Source organism: Streptomyces sp. V3I7, from assembly GCF_030817495.1.
In the GTDB taxonomy this organism is placed as follows: domain Bacteria; phylum Actinomycetota; class Actinomycetes; order Streptomycetales; family Streptomycetaceae; genus Streptomyces.
On sequence record NZ_JAUSZK010000001.1, the window covers coordinates 2,268,053 to 2,284,055 of the forward strand.

The 16,003-nt window shown below is 71.1% G+C and carries 9 protein-coding genes; 2 read left to right on the forward strand and 7 right to left on the reverse strand.

Annotated elements, in window-relative coordinates; genetic code table 11:
* Window positions 1-278 precede the first annotated feature (278 nt).
* Window positions 279-1,250: a UDP-glucose 4-epimerase GalE gene (galE, locus tag QFZ74_RS10620; protein ID WP_307620560.1), complete on the reverse strand. Its 972-nt coding sequence runs from the start codon at window positions 1,248-1,250 to the stop codon at window positions 279-281.
* A 361-nt stretch (window positions 1,251-1,611) separates the two neighbouring features.
* Here galE and QFZ74_RS10625 point away from each other — a divergent pair, with 361 nt between their 5' ends.
* Together QFZ74_RS10625 and QFZ74_RS10630 are read left to right on the forward strand one after the other, a co-directional pair.
* A complete protein-coding gene (locus QFZ74_RS10625) occupies window positions 1,612-3,843 on the forward strand; it encodes a bifunctional glycosyltransferase/CDP-glycerol:glycerophosphate glycerophosphotransferase (RefSeq protein WP_307620561.1) in 2,232 nt (743 codons plus the stop codon).
* Between the two features lie 25 nt (window positions 3,844-3,868).
* Window positions 3,869-7,435, forward strand: a complete 3,567-nt coding sequence (locus QFZ74_RS10630) for a bifunctional glycosyltransferase/CDP-glycerol:glycerophosphate glycerophosphotransferase (protein ID WP_307620562.1) — start codon at window positions 3,869-3,871, stop codon at window positions 7,433-7,435.
* Window positions 7,436-7,534: 99 nt separating this feature from the next.
* Here QFZ74_RS10630 and obgE read toward each other — a convergent pair whose 3' ends face one another.
* The 6 genes from obgE to QFZ74_RS10660 all read right to left on the reverse strand — a co-directional run bounded on the left by obgE (window position 7,535) and on the right by QFZ74_RS10660 (window position 15,854).
* Window positions 7,535-8,980 carry a GTPase ObgE gene (gene obgE / locus QFZ74_RS10635; RefSeq protein WP_307620563.1) on the reverse strand — a complete coding sequence of 482 codons (1,446 nt, stop codon included), beginning with the start codon at window positions 8,978-8,980 and terminating at the stop codon, window positions 7,535-7,537.
* Between the two features lie 145 nt (window positions 8,981-9,125).
* The gene (gene rpmA, locus QFZ74_RS10640) at window positions 9,126-9,380 is read right to left on the reverse strand and encodes a 50S ribosomal protein L27 (protein WP_307620564.1); all 255 of its coding nucleotides are present in this window, start codon (window positions 9,378-9,380) and stop codon (window positions 9,126-9,128) included.
* Window positions 9,381-9,394: 14 nt separating this feature from the next.
* On the reverse strand, window positions 9,395-9,715 hold the full coding sequence (gene rplU, locus QFZ74_RS10645) for a 50S ribosomal protein L21 (RefSeq protein WP_307624107.1): 321 nt from the start codon (window positions 9,713-9,715) through the stop codon (window positions 9,395-9,397).
* Window positions 9,716-9,904: 189 nt separating this feature from the next.
* Window positions 9,905-10,966, reverse strand: coding sequence for an iron-containing alcohol dehydrogenase family protein (locus tag QFZ74_RS10650; RefSeq protein WP_307620565.1), 1,062 nt, complete (start codon window positions 10,964-10,966; stop codon window positions 9,905-9,907).
* Window positions 10,954-11,706: a phosphocholine cytidylyltransferase family protein gene (locus QFZ74_RS10655; RefSeq protein WP_307620566.1), complete on the reverse strand. Its 753-nt coding sequence runs from the start codon at window positions 11,704-11,706 to the stop codon at window positions 10,954-10,956. The genes QFZ74_RS10650 and QFZ74_RS10655 overlap by 13 nt, the downstream gene beginning before the upstream one ends.
* Before the next feature lie 164 nt (window positions 11,707-11,870).
* Window positions 11,871-15,854, reverse strand: a complete 3,984-nt coding sequence (locus QFZ74_RS10660) for an Rne/Rng family ribonuclease (RefSeq protein ID WP_307620567.1) — start codon at window positions 15,852-15,854, stop codon at window positions 11,871-11,873.
* Window positions 15,855-16,003: the final 149 nt, after the last annotated feature.

Genomic DNA, 16,003 nt, shown 5'->3' on the forward strand with positions numbered 1-16,003 from the left:
CCCCCACGCTCGGCTCCGCTCGCGCGGGGGGACCCCCATCGCGTTGACGCCCTCCTCCGCCTTGCAGCTGCACGCACCAGACCCCGCTCGGGTCGGTCGAGAAGTACCGCACCTCACAGCCGGCCTGATCCAAACGACAGACCCTAGGCGCTGCGGCCGGGCCGGCCGCTGAACGCACGAAGTGCTCCTGACCTCATGGTCGGTGGGACTCTCGACGAGTCCTACCGGGGAGGTCAGGAGCACTTCCGCGTCATGGGGAACCGGGCGGCGCCGGAGGCTCAGTCGTGCCGGCGGCGCCAGCCCTGCCAGGCGGACTCGATCATCTCGTCCAGGCCGTGGCGGGCGGTCCACCCGAGTTCCTCGCGGATACGTCCCGCCGACGCCACCACGCGCGCCGGGTCGCCGGGCCGCCGGGCCGTCACCTCGGGCGCCACCTGCTCGTTGCCGGTTACCTTGAGAATGCGGTCCACCATCTCGCGGACCGAACTGCCCTCGCCCCGGCCGATGTTGAGGATCAGCGAGGTCCCCTCGGCGGCGTCGCGCAGGTGTTGCGCGGCCGCTAGGTGGGCGGAGGCGATGTCCTCGACGTGGATGTAGTCGCGTACGCAGGTGCCGTCCGGGGTGGCGTAGTCGTCGCCGAAGACGCGCGGGGCCTCGCCGGCCTCCAGCCGCTCGAACACCATCGGGATGAGGTTGAAGGCGCCGGAGTCGGCGAGTTCGGGGGCGGCCGCGCCGGCGACGTTGAAGTAGCGCAGGGAGGCGGCCCGGATGCCGTGGGCGCGGGCGGCCGCGGCGATCAGCCACTCGCCGATCAACTTGGTCTCGCCGTAGGGGCTCATGGGCGCGCAGGGGGTGTCCTCGGTGACGAGGTCCACGTCCGGCATGCCGTACACGGCGGCCGAGGAGGAGAAGACGATCCGGTCGACGCCGGCGGCGGCCATCGCGTCGAGCAGGGTCTGCAGACCGGTGACGTTCTCCCGGTAGTAGTGGAGCGGGCGCTCGACCGACTCCCCCACCTGCTTCTTGCCCGCGATGTGCACGACGCCGGTCACGGCGTGCTCGCGCATCGTCCGCTCCAGGAGCTCGCCGTCCAGCACACTGCCGACGACCAGCGGGACACCGGTGGGCACCCGGTCGGCGTCTCCGGTCGAGAGGTCGTCGTACACGACCACGTCCTCGCCGCCGCGGGTCATCGCACGCACCACATGGGCGCCGATGTACCCGGCCCCACCCGTCACCAGCCAGCTCATCCTCATGCCTCCTACGTCCGTGTCGCTGAGGGGCAGACTCGCCCATGGGCCGGGGAAAATCGAGTCCGACGCACCGGAGCGACTTGCCCAACTATAGGGAACCCGACGGTAAAGAAGACGAAAGAAGATCGACCGGGCAAGTGTGAGGAATTTCTCCAGGCGTAAGAAAAGGGACGTTAAAATCCCTGCGTGCGCCTGCTGAAGGGGTGGCCGAACTCTTACTTTGCCCTCAACTCCGCCAGGGAAACGGAAAGTGAATCCCTTAGGCTGAGCGACGCACTCCGCGCCCGCGGCGGAGTGAGCGCACTCTCGGTCTTCCGGACCATGCTCTCGTGACCAGCTCTCGGAACAGGTTGTAAGGATGCCCAGACTCTCCCTCGTCGTGCCGGTGTACCAGGTGCGGAGTTATCTGTCCGAGTGCCTGGACTCCGTACTCACGCAGGACTGCACGGACTTCGAGGTCATCGCGGTCGACGACTGCTCAACGGACGGGTCGGGCACCATCCTCGACGAGTACGCGCGGCGTGATCCGCGTATTCGCGTGACACACCTCACCGACAACGTGGGCCTCGGACGTGCGCGCAACGCCGGTCTGGAAATGGCGCAGGGCGATTACGTGCTGTTCCTGGACAGTGACGACACGTTGACCCCCGGCGCCCTCACGGCGATATCGGATCGCATAGACGCAACCGATTCCCCCGAGATACTCGTCTACGACTACGCGCGTTCCTACTGGGACGGACGAATACGTCCCAATCAGCGGAGGGATCTCCTCCGCGCCGACGGCCCGGACGTGTTCCGTCTCACCGACCGGCCAGGGCTGCTGGACCTGCTCCAGATCGTCTGGAACAAGGCCTACCGCCGCGACTTCATCGCCCGCCACGGCCTGACCTTCCCGCCGGGCTACTACGAGGACGCCCCCTGGACGTTCTGCTCCCTGATCAGCGCGGAGAGCATCGCCGTCCTGGACCGGGTCTGCGTGGAGTACCGGCAGCGGCGCGAGGGCGGCAACATCCTCAGGACCGTCAGCCGCAAGCACTTCGACGTCTTCGACCAGTACCGCCGCGTCTTCGACTTCCTCGACGAGCGCCCCGAACTCGCCGAGTGGCGCGGGCCGATGTTCCGCAAGATGGTCGACCACTACCTGACCGTCCTCAAGCAGCCGGGCCGTCTCCCCCGTGTCTCCCGCGCCGAGTTCTTCCACCGCGCCGCCGCCGACTACCGGGCCCTCAGGCCAGCGGGGTTCGTACGCCCGGCCGGTGCCCGCGGGCACAAGTACACGCTGCTGGAGCGCGACTCCTACGCCGCCATGGCGGGCGTCATGGCCGCCGTGAAGTTCCGGCAGGCTGTGGGCAGTCGGGCCCGCACCGCGCTCAACCGCTCCAAGCGGGGCGCGATGGGCGTCTTCTACCAGTCCCAGCTGAGGCTGCCGCTGGACGAGAACCTGGCGCTGTTCTCCGCCTACTGGAGCCGCGGCGTCTCCTGCAACCCGGCCGCCGTCGACGCCGAACTCGCCCGCCTCGCCCCGCACATACGCCGGGTGTGGGCGATCCGGCCGGACGCGGTGGACCAGGTGCCGAAGGGCGTGCGGTACGTCCGGGTCGGCTCGCGCGAGTACTGGACGGCCCTCGCCCGCGCCAAGTACCTCGTGAACAACGTGAACTTCGCGGACTCCGTGGTCAAACGCGAGGGCCAGATCCACCTCCAGACCCACCACGGCACCCCGCTGAAGACGATGGGCCTGGACCAGCGCAAGTACCCGGCCTCGACCGACATGGACTTCGACAAGCTCCTTCAGCGCTGCGACCGCTGGGACTTCAGCCTCAGCTCCAACCGGTTCTCGACCGCCATCTGGGAGCGCGTGTACCCCTGCCCGTACACCTCGCTGGAGACCGGCTACCCGCGCAACGACGTCCTCGTCAACGCCACGTCCGACGACGTGCGCCGGGCGCGCGCAGCACTCGGACTGGCCGAGGGCACCCGGGCCTTCCTGTACGTACCGACCCACCGCGAGTACCAGCCCGGGTTCACCCCGAGTCTCGACCTCGCCCGGCTCGCCGAGGAACTCGGCCCCGACGTCACCCTGATGGTGCGCGGCCACTACTTCTACGGCACCTCCCCGCACATCGCCGAGCTGCGCCGCAGCGGCCGGGTCGTCGACGTGTCGGGGCACCCGCGGGTGGAGGAGCTGTACCTCGCCGCGGACGCGCTGATCACGGACTACTCCTCCGCGATGTTCGACTACGCCGTCCTCGACCGGCCGATCATCATCTACGCGCCGGACTGGGACATCTACTCCGCGGTCCGCGGCACCTACTTCGACCTGCTCCAGGAGGCGCCCGGCGCGGTGGCCACCTCGCAGGCGGAACTGATCAGACTGCTGGGAGCGGACCCGTACGGCGACGAGGACGCGGCCGCGCGCCGCGCCGCCTTCCGCCGGCGTTTCTGCGAATTCGACGACGGACAGGCAGCCGAGCGCGTGGTGCGCCGCGTCTTCCTCGGTGAGCAGGACCTGCTGCCCCTCGTCCCGTTCGCCGACCGGCCCCACGCCCCGACTCCCGCGCAGGCACTCGCACTGACCGAGCGGGCCTGACCCCAGACAGGAGACCCACCACGCCATGGCCCCTCGGCTCAGCGTCATCGTCCCGATCTACAACGTCGAGCGCTACCTTCCGGCCTGCCTCGACTCGCTCGCGGCCCAGACCTTCCGGGACCTCGAGGTCCTGATGGTGGACGACGGTTCCCCGGACGGTTCGGCGGCGATCGCCGAGGCGTACGCGGCGCGCGACTCCCGGTTCCGGCTGATCCGCAAGGAGAACGCGGGCCTGGGCGCCGCCCGTAACACCGGCATCGCCCATCTCGCCGCGGAGGCGGAGTTCCTCACGTTCGTCGACAGCGACGACGTCATCCCGCCGGACGCCTACCGGCTGATGGTCGCGAGCCTCGACGAGACCGGCTCGGACTTCGCCACCGGCAACGTCTTCCACCTCAAGGGCGAGAAGTCCTGGCAGGTGCCGCTGCTGAAGATGCTCGCCGGCCGCGAGGCCCGCCAGCGCACCCACATATCCCGCTACGGCAGGCTCGTCGCCGACCGAATAGCGTGCAACAAGGTGTTCCGGCGCGACTTCTGGGACAAGCACGGCCTCGCCTTCCCCGAGAGCCGGCTGTACGAGGACACGCCCGTCACCATGCGGGCGCACTACCTCGCCGAGGCCGTCGACGTGATCTCCGAGCCCTGCTACTACTGGCGGCTGCGCGAGGGCGAGTCCGCCCCCTCGATCACCCAGCGCCGCACCGACCCGGCCGGCGTGCGCGACCGCACCACCTCCGTGCTGGAGATCAGCACCTTCCTCGCCGAGCAGCCCGGCGAGACCTTCGCCCGGCTCAAGCGCGAGTACGACTCCCGGGTCCTGATGGACGACCTGCGGCTGTTCCTCAACGTGGTGCCCGACGGCGACGAGGAGTACCGCGCCGAGTTCCTGCGGTCGGCCAACCGGTTCCTGGACCACATCGACCCCGAGGTCGTCATGGCGCTGCCCGCCCAGCTGCGCGTGCAGTGGCTGCTGGTCCGCAAGCACCGGCTCGACGAGCTGATCACCCTGCTGGCCGGGCAGCGCCGCAAGGAGGCCGTCGAGGTCAGCGGCCTGGTCCGCAAGTACGCCGCCTTCCCCTCCCTGGCCGGTACCGACCTCGGCATCCCGCGCCGGGCGCTGCGCATCGACCAGGATCTGGAGATGCGCGCCCCGCTGCAGGAGGTGAGCTGGGCGGACGGCAAGCTGGTGCTGTCCGGTCACGCCTGGATCGACAAGATCGGTCTGCCGTCGAGGCGTTCCTCGGTGAAGGTCCTCCAGCTGCGCAAGGACCGTTCCCGGCGTCGGCTGCTGCTGCCGGTGCGGAACACCGAGCGCCCCGGGCGCACCACCGACTCCGGCCAGGACCGCTACAACTACGACTGGTCCGGCTGGGAGGCCACCCTCGACCCGGCGCGGCTGCGCAAGGGCGGCGCGTGGCAGGAGGGGCTGTGGCACGTGGGCCTCGGCCTCTACGCCTCCGGTCTGATACGCCGGGCGCCGGTGCAGTCCAGCGGCGGCGCCGCCTGCAACTTCCCGCCGTACCACTGGCTGAGCCCCGACTTCCGGCTGCTGCCGTCCGTCGAGGGTGGTGTGCTCAAGCTGCGCGTCGAGCGGGTCCGGGCCCTGGTCACCGGCCACGCCCTGGAGGGCGACCGGCTCAGGGTCACGGGTGAGATCAAGGTGCCGCTGGCCGACGGCGAGCGCGTCGTGCTGCGCGTGAAGAACCAGAAGGGCGCCCAGGTCCACGAGTTCCCGGTGACCGTGACCGAGGAGGACGGCACGCGCCGGTTCTCGGCCGAGGTTCCGGTGGCGGACGTGGCGCTGCTCTTCCACGAGGGCGTGGCCGCCAAGGCCCAGCCGGAGAGCCGTACCTGGTCCACCGCGCTGGTCGCCACGGACGCAGGCGGCCGCGAACGCCAGTTCAGCACCGTGCTGCGCGAGGGCCTGGCGGACACGCGGTTCAACCTGCCCGCCTCGCTCGGCGAGCAGGCCGAGGGCTGTGAGCTGGCCGTGGTCGGCGGCCACAACGGCTATCTGAAGCTCGCCGGCCGCACCCGGCGCGCGCTGATCGAGCACATCGGGCTGCGCGACGGCCTGATCACCCTCACCGCGCGCACCGACCCGCGCCTCACCGGCTCCCGGTTCCTGCTCAGGCCGCGCAACCGCTTCGAGGAGCGGTTCGTGGAGCCGCAGTGGGGCGAGGACGGCCGCTTCGAGGTCGCCTTCGACCCCTCCGTCCTCGGTGGCGGCGGCAACGTGCCGCTGCGCGCGGGCCGTTGGAACCTCTTCCTGCGCCCGGCCGACGGCGAGAGCGCGGACGTCCCCTTCGTCACCGACCGGCTCGCGGCCGATCAGTTCCCGCTTCGCGCCGAACTCGGCGGCCGTCTCTACCTGTTGGAGAACCGCTGGGCCGACTTCCCGCAGCTGAACTGCCGTTCGGAGCTGAGCGACCTGGAGCGCGGCCCGTACCGCCAGCGGCAGCTGCGTGCCGAGGTGTACGAGCCGCTGCGCCGGGAGCCGCTCAAGGACCAGGTGTTCTACCTGAGTTACAACGGCAAGCAGTTCTCCGACAGCCCGCGGGCGATGTACGAGGAGCTGGTCCGGCGCGGCTGCGACCTGAAGCACCTGTGGGCCGTACGCGACGGGCAGGTCCTGCTGCCGGAGGGCGTCGAGCCGGTGCGGATGTGGGGCCGCGAGTGGTACGAGGCGCTGGCCTCCAGCCGCTACATCGTCACCAACGGCCACCTCCCGGACTGGATCGAGCGGCGCCCGGGCCAGGTCATCGTGGAGACCTGGCACGGCACGATGCTGAAGAAGATCGGCCACGACATCGACACGCTGCACTTCGACCGCCGGTACCAGGAGAAACTGGCGCTGGAGGCGAAGCAGTGGAGCCTGCTGGTGTCCTCCAACCGCTTCAGCACGCCGATCCTCCAGCGCGCCTTCTCCTACGACGGCGAGATCCTGGAGGCGGGCTACCCGCGCAACGACTACCTGTACGCGGCCGACGGCGACCGCATCGCCGCGCGCGTGAGGAGGGAACTCGGGCTGCCCGCGGGCAAGAAGGTCGTGCTGTACGCGCCGACCTGGCGCGACGACCAGTCGCACAGCGCCGGCCAGTACCTGTTCGACCTGCGGATCGACCTGGAGGACGCGCAGCGGCGGCTCGGCGACGACCACGTCCTGCTCATCCGCCGCCACTCCAACGTGGTGGACGCGGTGCCGGGCGCGGGCAACGGCTTCGTGTGGGACGTCTCGGAGTACCCGGACATCGCCGACCTCTATCTGGCGGCCGACATCATGATCACGGACTACTCCTCGGTCATGTTCGACTACGCGCACCTGAAGCGGCCGATGCTGTTCTTCACGTACGACCTGGAGCACTACCGGGACACCCTGCGCGGGTTCTACTTCGACTTCGAGCAGGACTCGCCGGGCCCGCTGGTCTTCACGTCCAAGGAGCTCGTCGACGCGATCCGCGACATCGACGCGGTCTCGGCGGAGTACCAGGACCGCTTCGACCGCTTCCACCACCTGTTCTGCGACCTGGACGACGGCAACGCCTCCGCCCGCGTCGTGGACCGGATGCTGGAGCAGTCCCGCGAGCTGTGACGCGGGAGCAGGCAAAGGGCGGGGCCCCGGAGGTTCTTCCTCCGGGGCCCCGCCCTTTGTGCTCTGCTCTTCTGTCGTACGCCGGTGAAGGCGGCGTGGCTAGAACGGCTCGAAGTCGTCGAAGTCCCGGTCCGCCTCGTCCCGTTCGGCCTGCCGGTCGCGGCGGCGCTGGGCGGCCGGGCGGGGCTCCTCGAAGCGGTGGTCCTCGCCGCGGCGGCCGAGCATCTCGGCGCCGGTGGTCATCGACGGCTCCCAGTCGAAGACGACCGCGTTCTCCTCGGGGCCGATGGCGACGCCGTCGCCGGAGCGGGCGCCCGCCTTCATCAACTTCTCCTCGACACCGAGGCGGTTGAGGCGGTCGGCGAGGTAGCCGACGGCCTCGTCGTTGTTGAAGTCGGTCTGGCGGACCCAGCGCTCGGGCTTCTCGCCGCGCACCCGGAACAGCGGCTCGCCGTCGACCTCCTCGCGCGTGACCGTGAAGCCCGCGTCGTCGACGGCCTTCGGCCGGATGACGATCCGGGTCGCCTCCTCCTTGGGCTTGGCCGCGCGCGCCTGGGCCACGATGTCGCCGAGGGCGTACGACAGCTCCTTCAGGCCGGTGCGCGCCACCGCCGACACCTCGAAGACGCGGTAGCCGCGCTCCTCCAGGTCGGGGCGGACCATATCGGCCAGGTCCTTGCCGTCGGGTACGTCGATCTTGTTGAGGACGACGATGCGGGGACGGTTGTCGAGGCCGCCGTACTGCTTCAGCTCCTCCTCGATGATGTCGAGGTCGGAGAGCGGGTCGCGGTCGGACTCCAGCGTCGCGGTGTCCAGGACGTGCACCAGGACGCTGCACCGCTCCACGTGCCGCAGGAACTCCAGGCCCAGGCCCTTGCCCTGGCTGGCGCCCGGGATCAGGCCCGGCACGTCCGCGATGGTGTACACGGTCGAGCCGGCGGTGACCACACCGAGGTTCGGGACGAGCGTGGTGAAGGGGTAGTCGGCGATCTTCGGCTTGGCCGCGCTCAGCACCGAGATCAGCGAGGACTTGCCGGCGCTCGGGTAGCCGACCAGCGCCACGTCGGCGACGGTCTTCAGCTCCAGGACGATGTCCTGGAGATCGCCGGGCTCGCCGAGCAGCGCGAAGCCGGGCGCCTTGCGGCGGGCCGAGGCCAGCGCCGCGTTGCCGAGGCCGCCGCGGCCGCCCTGGGCGGCGACGTACGAGGTGCCCTCGCCGACCAGGTCGGCGAGCACGTTGCCGGCCTTGTCGAGGACCACCGTGCCGTCCGGCACCGGCAGGACCAGGTCCTGGCCGTCCTTGCCGGAGCGGTTGCCGCCCTCGCCGGGCTTGCCGTTGGTGGCCTTGCGGTGCGGGGAGTGGTGGTAGTCGAGCAGCGTGGTGACCGACTGGTCGACGGTGAGGATCACATCACCGCCGCGTCCGCCGTTGCCGCCGTCCGGGCCGCCGAGCGGCTTGAACTTCTCACGGTGAACGGAGGCACAGCCGTGGCCCCCGCTACCCGCGGCGACGTTCAGATCGACGCGGTCCACGAAGGTGGTCATGTTCGGTGCCTCCAGAATGGTGCGGGTATGTCTTGTAGTAACACGCGAAAGGCGGACCTGCTTCCCCGACCGGGAAGTAGGTCCGCCTCGCGGAACGAAACGTTCGGTTCAGCCGTGAATCAGAGACTCACTTGAATCAGATGATTCAGGCGACCGAAACGATGTTCACGACCTTGCGGCCACGGTGGGTACCGAACTCCACGGCACCGGGCAGCAGGGCGAACAGGGTGTCGTCGCCGCCACGGCCGACGCCGGCGCCCGGGTGGAAGTGGGTGCCGCGCTGACGGACCAGGATCTCACCAGCGTTGACCAGCTGACCGCCGAAGCGCTTCACGCCGAGCCGCTGGGCATTCGAGTCGCGACCGTTCCGAGTGGACGATGCGCCCTTCTTGTGTGCCATTTCTCCTCAGTCCCTTACTTCGCAGCCGTGGGGATCTCAGTGACCTTGAGCGCCGTGTACTGCTGGCGGTGGCCCTGACGACGGCGGTAGCCGGTCTTGTTCTTGTAGCGCAGAATGTCGATCTTCTGCCCCTTGTGGTGGTCCACGACCTCGGCCTGGACCTTGACACCGGCCAGCACCCACGGGTCGCTGGTCACAGCGTCGCCGTCGACGAGGAGCAGGGTCGAGAGCTCGACCGTGTCGCCAACATTGGCGGTGGAAATCTTGTCAACCTCAACGATGTCGCCGACAGCAACCTTGTGCTGGCGACCACCGCTGCGCACGATGGCGTACACGCGGATCTCTCTTTCGCTCAAAAACGGCACCCCCGCAGGCCAGCCGCCCGGTGTCACCACGGACGACCTCTCCCGGTCAGCCAGGCGCCCGGGAGGATGAAGGTTTACGGGAATGTGGCATGTTCAGTGGACACGCCGACGGCCAAGGTTACGGGGCCTTGGCCGAACGGGTCAAACCGGGGTGCCCTCTCACGCGGAGACGGCGGCGGCGTAGTCGGCGTACGCGTCCTTGATCTGGGTCGGCGACAGGTCGAGGTGCTCCAGGATCGTGTAGCGGCCCGGGCGGGTCTCCGGGGCGAACTCCACGGCCCGGACGAACTCGTCGTCGCTGAACCCGATCTCCTGCGCCAGCACCGGCAGGCCGTGCCGACGCAGCACGTCCGCCATGAGCCCGGAGCTCTCGTGCTCGCCGCGCAGGTGCATGGCGAAGGCAGCGCCGAGTCCCACCTGCTCGCCGTGGCTGGCGGCGCGCTGGGGGTACAGGAGGTCGATCGCGTGGCTGATCTCGTGGCAGGCACCGGACGAGGGCCGGCTGTGGCCCGCGATCGACATGGCGATGCCGGACATCACCAGTCCCTCGGACAGCACCGTCAGGAAGCCGTCGTCGCCGCTGCCGCCGGGGTGGCGCAGCACCGCCTCGCCGGCCTGGCGGGCCATGGCGGCGGACAGGCCGTCGATCTTCTCGCCGTTGACCCGGTGGGCCAGCTCCCAGTCCGCGACGGCGGAGATGTTGGAGACGGCGTCACCGATGCCCGAGCGCACGAAGCGGATCGGCGCGTCGCGGATCACGTCGAGGTCGATGAGCAGCGCGACGGGGGTCGGCACCCCGTAGGAGCCGCGGCCCGCGTCGTTGTCGAGGATGGACACGGGCGAGCAGATGCCGTCGTGTGACAGGTTCGTCGCCACGGAGACCATGGGCAGGCCGATCCGCGCCGCGGCGAACTTGGCGCAGTCGATTATCTTGCCGCCGCCCAGGCCCACCACGGCGTCGTAGTGGCCGGACTTCATCTCGTCCGCGAGCCGTACGGCGTCGTCGATGGCGCCTCCGCCGACCTCGAACCAGGTCGCGCCCGGCAGGGACGGCGCGAGCCGCTCCCGCAGCTTCGCACCGGAACCACCGCTGACCGCGACCGCGAGCCGGCCCGAGTGCGAGATGCGCTCGTCGGCGAGGACAGCCGCCAGTTCGTCCAGGGCACCCGGACGGATGTCCACGACGACCGGCGAGGGAATCAGCCTCGTCAGTACTGGCACGCGATCTCACGCCCCTTGGCGAGGTCGTCGTGGTTGTCGATCTCGACCCACCTCACGTCGCCGATCGGCGCCACGTCCACCTTGAAACCACGGTTGACGAGCTCCTGGTAACCGTCCTCGTAGTACAGGTCCGGGTCCCGCTCGAACGTCGTCCTCAGCGCGTCCGCCAGCTCCGCCGCCGCGTCACCCTCGATCAGCGTCACACCGATGTACTCGCCCGTCGCCTCCGCCGGGTCCATCAGCTTCGTGATCCTCTGGACACCCTTCTCGGCGTCCACGACGACCTTCATCTCCTCGTCCGCCAGCGACTTCACCGTGTCCAGCGCGAGGATGATCCTCTTGCCGTCACCGCGGGCGGCCAGCAGCGTCTTCTCGACCGAGACCGGGTGCACCGTGTCACCGTTGGCGAGGATCACACCGTCCTTCAGCGCGTCCCGCCCGCACCACAGGGAGTAGGCGTTGTTCCACTCCTCGGCCTTGTCGTTGTCGATCAGCGTCAGCTTCAGGCCGTACTTCGCCTCCAGCGCCGCCTTCCGCTCGTACACGGCCTCCTTGCGGTAGCCGACGATGACCGCGACCTCCGACAGACCCACCTCGGCGAAGTTCCCCAGAGTCAGGTCCAGCACCGTCAGCGACTCCTCGTCGCCCTCCGGACCCACCGGCACCAGAGCCTTGGGCAGGGTGTCGGTGTAGGGACGCAGACGCCGTCCGGCGCCGGCGGCGAGTATGAGGCCAATCATCGCGGTTATCTCCTCTGATGGTGCAGATGCCGCCGAGACGGTATCGGTCTCGGCGGCGGGGACATCTGACGGGGCCGCGGTCCATTCGCGCATGGCCCGGACCCTGGGGAAACGGCGTGGTCCTGCCCAGGGGGGGGCAGGACCACGCGGGGTGTTCGAGCGGCTCAGTCCTCGTCGGCGGCGGCCGAGACCGTGGTCTTCTTCGCCGTCGTCTTGGCGGCGGCCGTCTTGGCGGTCTTCGCCGCCTTCTTGGCCGTCGTCTTCTTCGCCGTCGTCTTCTTGGCAGCCGCCTTCTTGGCCGTGGTCTTCTTCGCCGCGGTCTTCTTGGCGGCCGCCTTCTTGGCCGGAGCCTTCTTGGCGGCCGTCTTACGGGCCGTCTTCTTGGCCGGGGCGGCCTCCTCCTCGGCCGGGGCCTCGGTGGGAGCCTCCTCGACCGGCGCGGCGGCCGACTCGACGACCACGACGGCCGCTTCCTCGGACGCGGTCGGCGCGGTGGCCTTGCGCACGGCACGGCGGCGCGGGCGGGGCGGGGCGGCGGCCTCGGCGGGCGCCTCCTCGACCGGGGCCGGAGCCTCGGCCCGCTCCACCGGCGCCTCCGCTGCGGGCGCGGTCTCGGCGACCGTCACCACGGCCGCCTCGGCGGACTCGGGGGAACCGGCCGGCGCCGACACCCGCCGGGTGACCCGGCGGCGCGTACGGGCCTTGGGCGCGGCCTCCTCGACGACCGGGGGCTCGACCGGGGCCTCGACGGCCTCGGCGGTCTCGGTCACCTCGGCGACCTCCGCGGCGGCCTCGGCCTTCCTGCCCCTGCGGGCCTTGGGGGCCTCCGCCGTCACGGCCTCGGTCTTCGGCGCACCCGCCGGGGCAGAGGCCCGACGGCTCGTCCGGCGGCGCGAACGGCCACGGCCGGCCGCGGCCTCCGCCTCGGCGACGCTGCTGTACAGCTCCTCGTCCGGCGCGAACGTCGGCGAGGCGAGCGACATGGGGGCGGCGACCTCGGCCGCGATCTCGGCCTCGGACTCCGCCTCCTGCTCGGCGGTCTCGGCGACCTCGGCGATCACGGTCTCGGCGGCCTCGTGCACATGGCCGTCGCCGCCGGCGCGGGCCCGCTTCTTGCGCTTGCCGCCGCCTCCGGCAGCGGTCGGCTGCTCCATGTGCACGATGACACCGCGGCCGTTGCAGTGGACGCAGTTCTCGGAGAACGACTCCAGCAGGCCCTGGCCGACCCGCTTGCGGGTCATCTGGACCAGGCCGAGCGAGGTCACCTCGGCGACCTGGTGCTTGGTCCGGTCGCGGCCCAGGCACTCCAGCAGACGCCGCAGGACCAGGTCGCGGTTGGACTCCAGGACCATGTCGATGAAGTCGATGACGATGATGCCGCCGAGGTCGCGCAGCCGCAGCTGACGCACGATCTCCTCGGCCGCCTCCAGGTTGTTCCGGGTGACGGTCTCCTCGAGGTTGCCGCCCTGACCGGTGAACTTGCCGGTGTTGACGTCGATGACGACCATCGCCTCGGTCCGGTCGATCACCAGCGAACCGCCGCTGGGCAGCCAGACCTTGCGGTCCAGCGCCTTGGCGAGCTGCTCGTCGATCCGGTAGGTGGCGAAGACGTCGACCTCGGAGGTCCACCGCTGCAGACGGTCCGACAGGTCCGGCGCGACGTGCGAGACGTAGCCGTGGATGGTGTCCCACGCCTCGTCACCGCTGACGATGACCTTGGTGAAGTCCTCGTTGAAGATGTCGCGGACGACGCGGACGGTCATGTCCGGCTCGCCGTACAGCAGGGACGGGGCACTTGAGCTGCCGCCCTTCGCCTTCTTCTGGATCTCCTCCCACTGCCCCTGCAGACGCTCGACGTCGCGGCGCAGCTCCTCCTCGCTCGCGCCCTCGGCGGCGGTGCGCACGATGACGCCCGCGTCCTCGGGGACGATCTTCTTGAGGATCGTCTTCAGCCGGGCCCGCTCGGTGTCGGGCAGCTTGCGGCTGATGCCGGTCATCGAGCCCTCGGGGACGTACACGAGGTAGCGGCCGGGGAGGGAGACCTGGCTGGTCAGGCGGGCGCCCTTGTGGCCGATCGGGTCCTTCGTCACCTGGGTGAGCACGGGCTGGCCGGACTTCAGGGCGGCCTCGATGCGGCGCGGGCCGTTGGCCATGCCCAGCGCGCCGAAGTTGACCTCACCGGCGTACAGGACGGCGTTGCGGCCCTTGCCGATGTCGATGAAGGCGGCCTCCATCGACGGCAGCACGTTCTGGACCTTGCCCAGGTAGACGTTGCCGACGTACGAGGTCGACTGCTCCTTGTTGACGTAGTGCTCGACGAGCACGCCGTCCTCCAGAACGCCGATCTGCGTACGGTCGCCGTGCTGGCGGACGACCATCACGCGCTCGACGGCCTCGCGGCGGGCGAGGAACTCGGCCTCGGTGATGATCGGCACGCGGCGGCGGCCCTGCTCGCGGCCCTCGCGGCGGCGCTGCTTCTTGGCCTCCAGACGCGTCGAGCCCTTGATGGACTGCACCTCGTCGGACGGCTCGGCGGCCTTGCGGGGCTCACGGACCTTGACGACCGTGCGCTCGGGGTCGCTCTCGCCGGGCTCGCTGTCGGAGGCGGAGTCACCGGCGCGACGCCGGCGACGGCGACGGCGACGGCTGCCGGCGCTGGAGCCGCCGGCCTCGTCGCGGGCCTCGTCGGCGTCGTCCTCCTCCTGCTCGGCGGTGTCCTCGGCGTCCTGGGCGGCCTGCTCGGCGGCCAGTTCCTCGGACTCGGCGTCGGCGCCCTCGGCCTCGCCGTCGGCGCTGTCACCGCGGCGGCGGCGACGGCCTCCGCGACGGCGGCGGCGACGCGAGCCGGTCTCCTCGGAGTCGTCCTCGGCGTCGGCATCGGCCTCGGCGGAGGTCTCGGGCTCCTCGGCCTCCTCCGTCTCGTCCTCGGCGGCGGCGGTCTCGACGGTCTTGGTCTCCTCCTCCTGCGCGGCACCGCGACGGCGGCGGCGACGGCGGGAGGCGGTCTCGGCCTGCTCCTCGAAGACCTCCTCGGCCTCTGCCACGGGCTCCTCGGAGCCGGCGGCGGCCGCTTCGGCCGCTTCGGCGGCGGCGCGCTGCGGGGTCTGGAACTTCGGCTCGGTGAAGACGGGCGCCTGGAACACGGCCGCGGCGGGGCGGCCCGGACGGCGCGGCTCGTCGCCCTCGGCGGCGGGCTGCGGCGCGGGAGCGGAGAAGCCGGACGCGGGGCGCGCGGCACGGCGGCGGCCGCGGCGCGGGGCACCGCTCTCGGCGGAGGCCTCGGCGGCGGGTGCCGTGGTGGCGGCGACGGGCTCGGCGGCGGCCTCGCTCTGGGCGGCCGGCTCGGCCTGGGGGGCGGTCTCCGGCGACCCGGCGGGCGCGGACACACGGCGCGTGGCGCGGCGGCGGGCGCGGCGCGGAGCCTCCTCGGCGGCCTTCTCCTCCGCCGTCTCGGTCTCCTCGACCGCTTCGGCGGCGGGCGCGGCGACGGTCTCGGCGGCCTTAGGGGCACCGGCGGGCGCGGACGCACGGCGGGTCGCACGACGACGCGGACGCGCGGCCGGCGCGGCCTCCTCGGACGCGGCGGGCGCCTCGGCGACGACCCCCGCCGTCTCCTCGGTCTCCTCCTCGGCCTCCGCGGTCTCGGGGACCTCCACGGTCTCGGGCGCGGCGGCCTTCTCCGGCGACCCGACGGGCGCGGACACACGGCGGGTCGCGCGGCGGCGGGTACGGCGCGGGGCCGCGTCGTCCTCGGTGGTCTCGACGGCCTCGACCGGCTCGGTGGCCACGGGCTGCTCTGCGGCAGCCGGGGCGACGACGGTCTCGGGGGCGGCCTCGGCCGCCTTCGGGGCACCGGCGGGCGACGCGGAACGACGCGTCGCACGGCGACGCGGACGCGCGGCCGGCGCGGCCTCCTCGGCCACGGCGGGCGCCTCGACGACGGTCTCCACCGTCGTCTCGTTCTTCGTTTCGGTCTTCTTCTCGGTCTCGTCGTCCGTCACGCCGGCGGACGAGGGCGCCTCGTTCCCGGCGGGCGGGCCCGCGGGTCGGGAGGCGGCGCGACGACGCCTGCGCGGCGGCAGGGTGTCGCTGGGGGTGTTCGGTTCGGAACCCGTCTGAGGGTCCATGGATTCGGTCGGCTCGAGCATGCGGGCGTTTCTCCCGTCAGGCTCCCGGGCGCCGCACCTGGTCCGGCGTCGGTCTCATCGACCGATCACCGTTGACGTCCGCGGCTCGCGCGGTGCGCGATGGCCGCCGTCCGGGGCGCGGGCGCCGCACGGGAGCTCTCTGTGTCCTG

Bases quoted from the DNA above. Each gene is read 5' to 3' on its own strand.
- galE (WP_307620560.1), bottom strand. From the start codon at position 1,250: ATGAGCTGGCTGGTGACGGGTGGGGCCGGGTACATCGGCGCCCATGTG.
- QFZ74_RS10625 (WP_307620561.1), top strand. From the start codon at position 1,612: ATGCCCAGACTCTCCCTCGTCGTGCCGGTGTACCAGGTGCGGAGTTAT.
- QFZ74_RS10630 (WP_307620562.1), top strand. From the start codon at position 3,869: ATGGCCCCTCGGCTCAGCGTCATCGTCCCGATCTACAACGTCGAGCGC.
- obgE (WP_307620563.1), bottom strand. From the start codon at position 8,980: ATGACCACCTTCGTGGACCGCGTCGATCTGAACGTCGCCGCGGGTAGC.
- rpmA (WP_307620564.1), bottom strand. From the start codon at position 9,380: ATGGCACACAAGAAGGGCGCATCGTCCACTCGGAACGGTCGCGACTCG.
- QFZ74_RS10655 (WP_307620566.1), bottom strand. From the start codon at position 11,706: ATGATTGGCCTCATACTCGCCGCCGGCGCCGGACGGCGTCTGCGTCCC.
- QFZ74_RS10660 (WP_307620567.1), bottom strand. From the start codon at position 15,854: ATGCTCGAGCCGACCGAATCCATGGACCCTCAGACGGGTTCCGAACCG.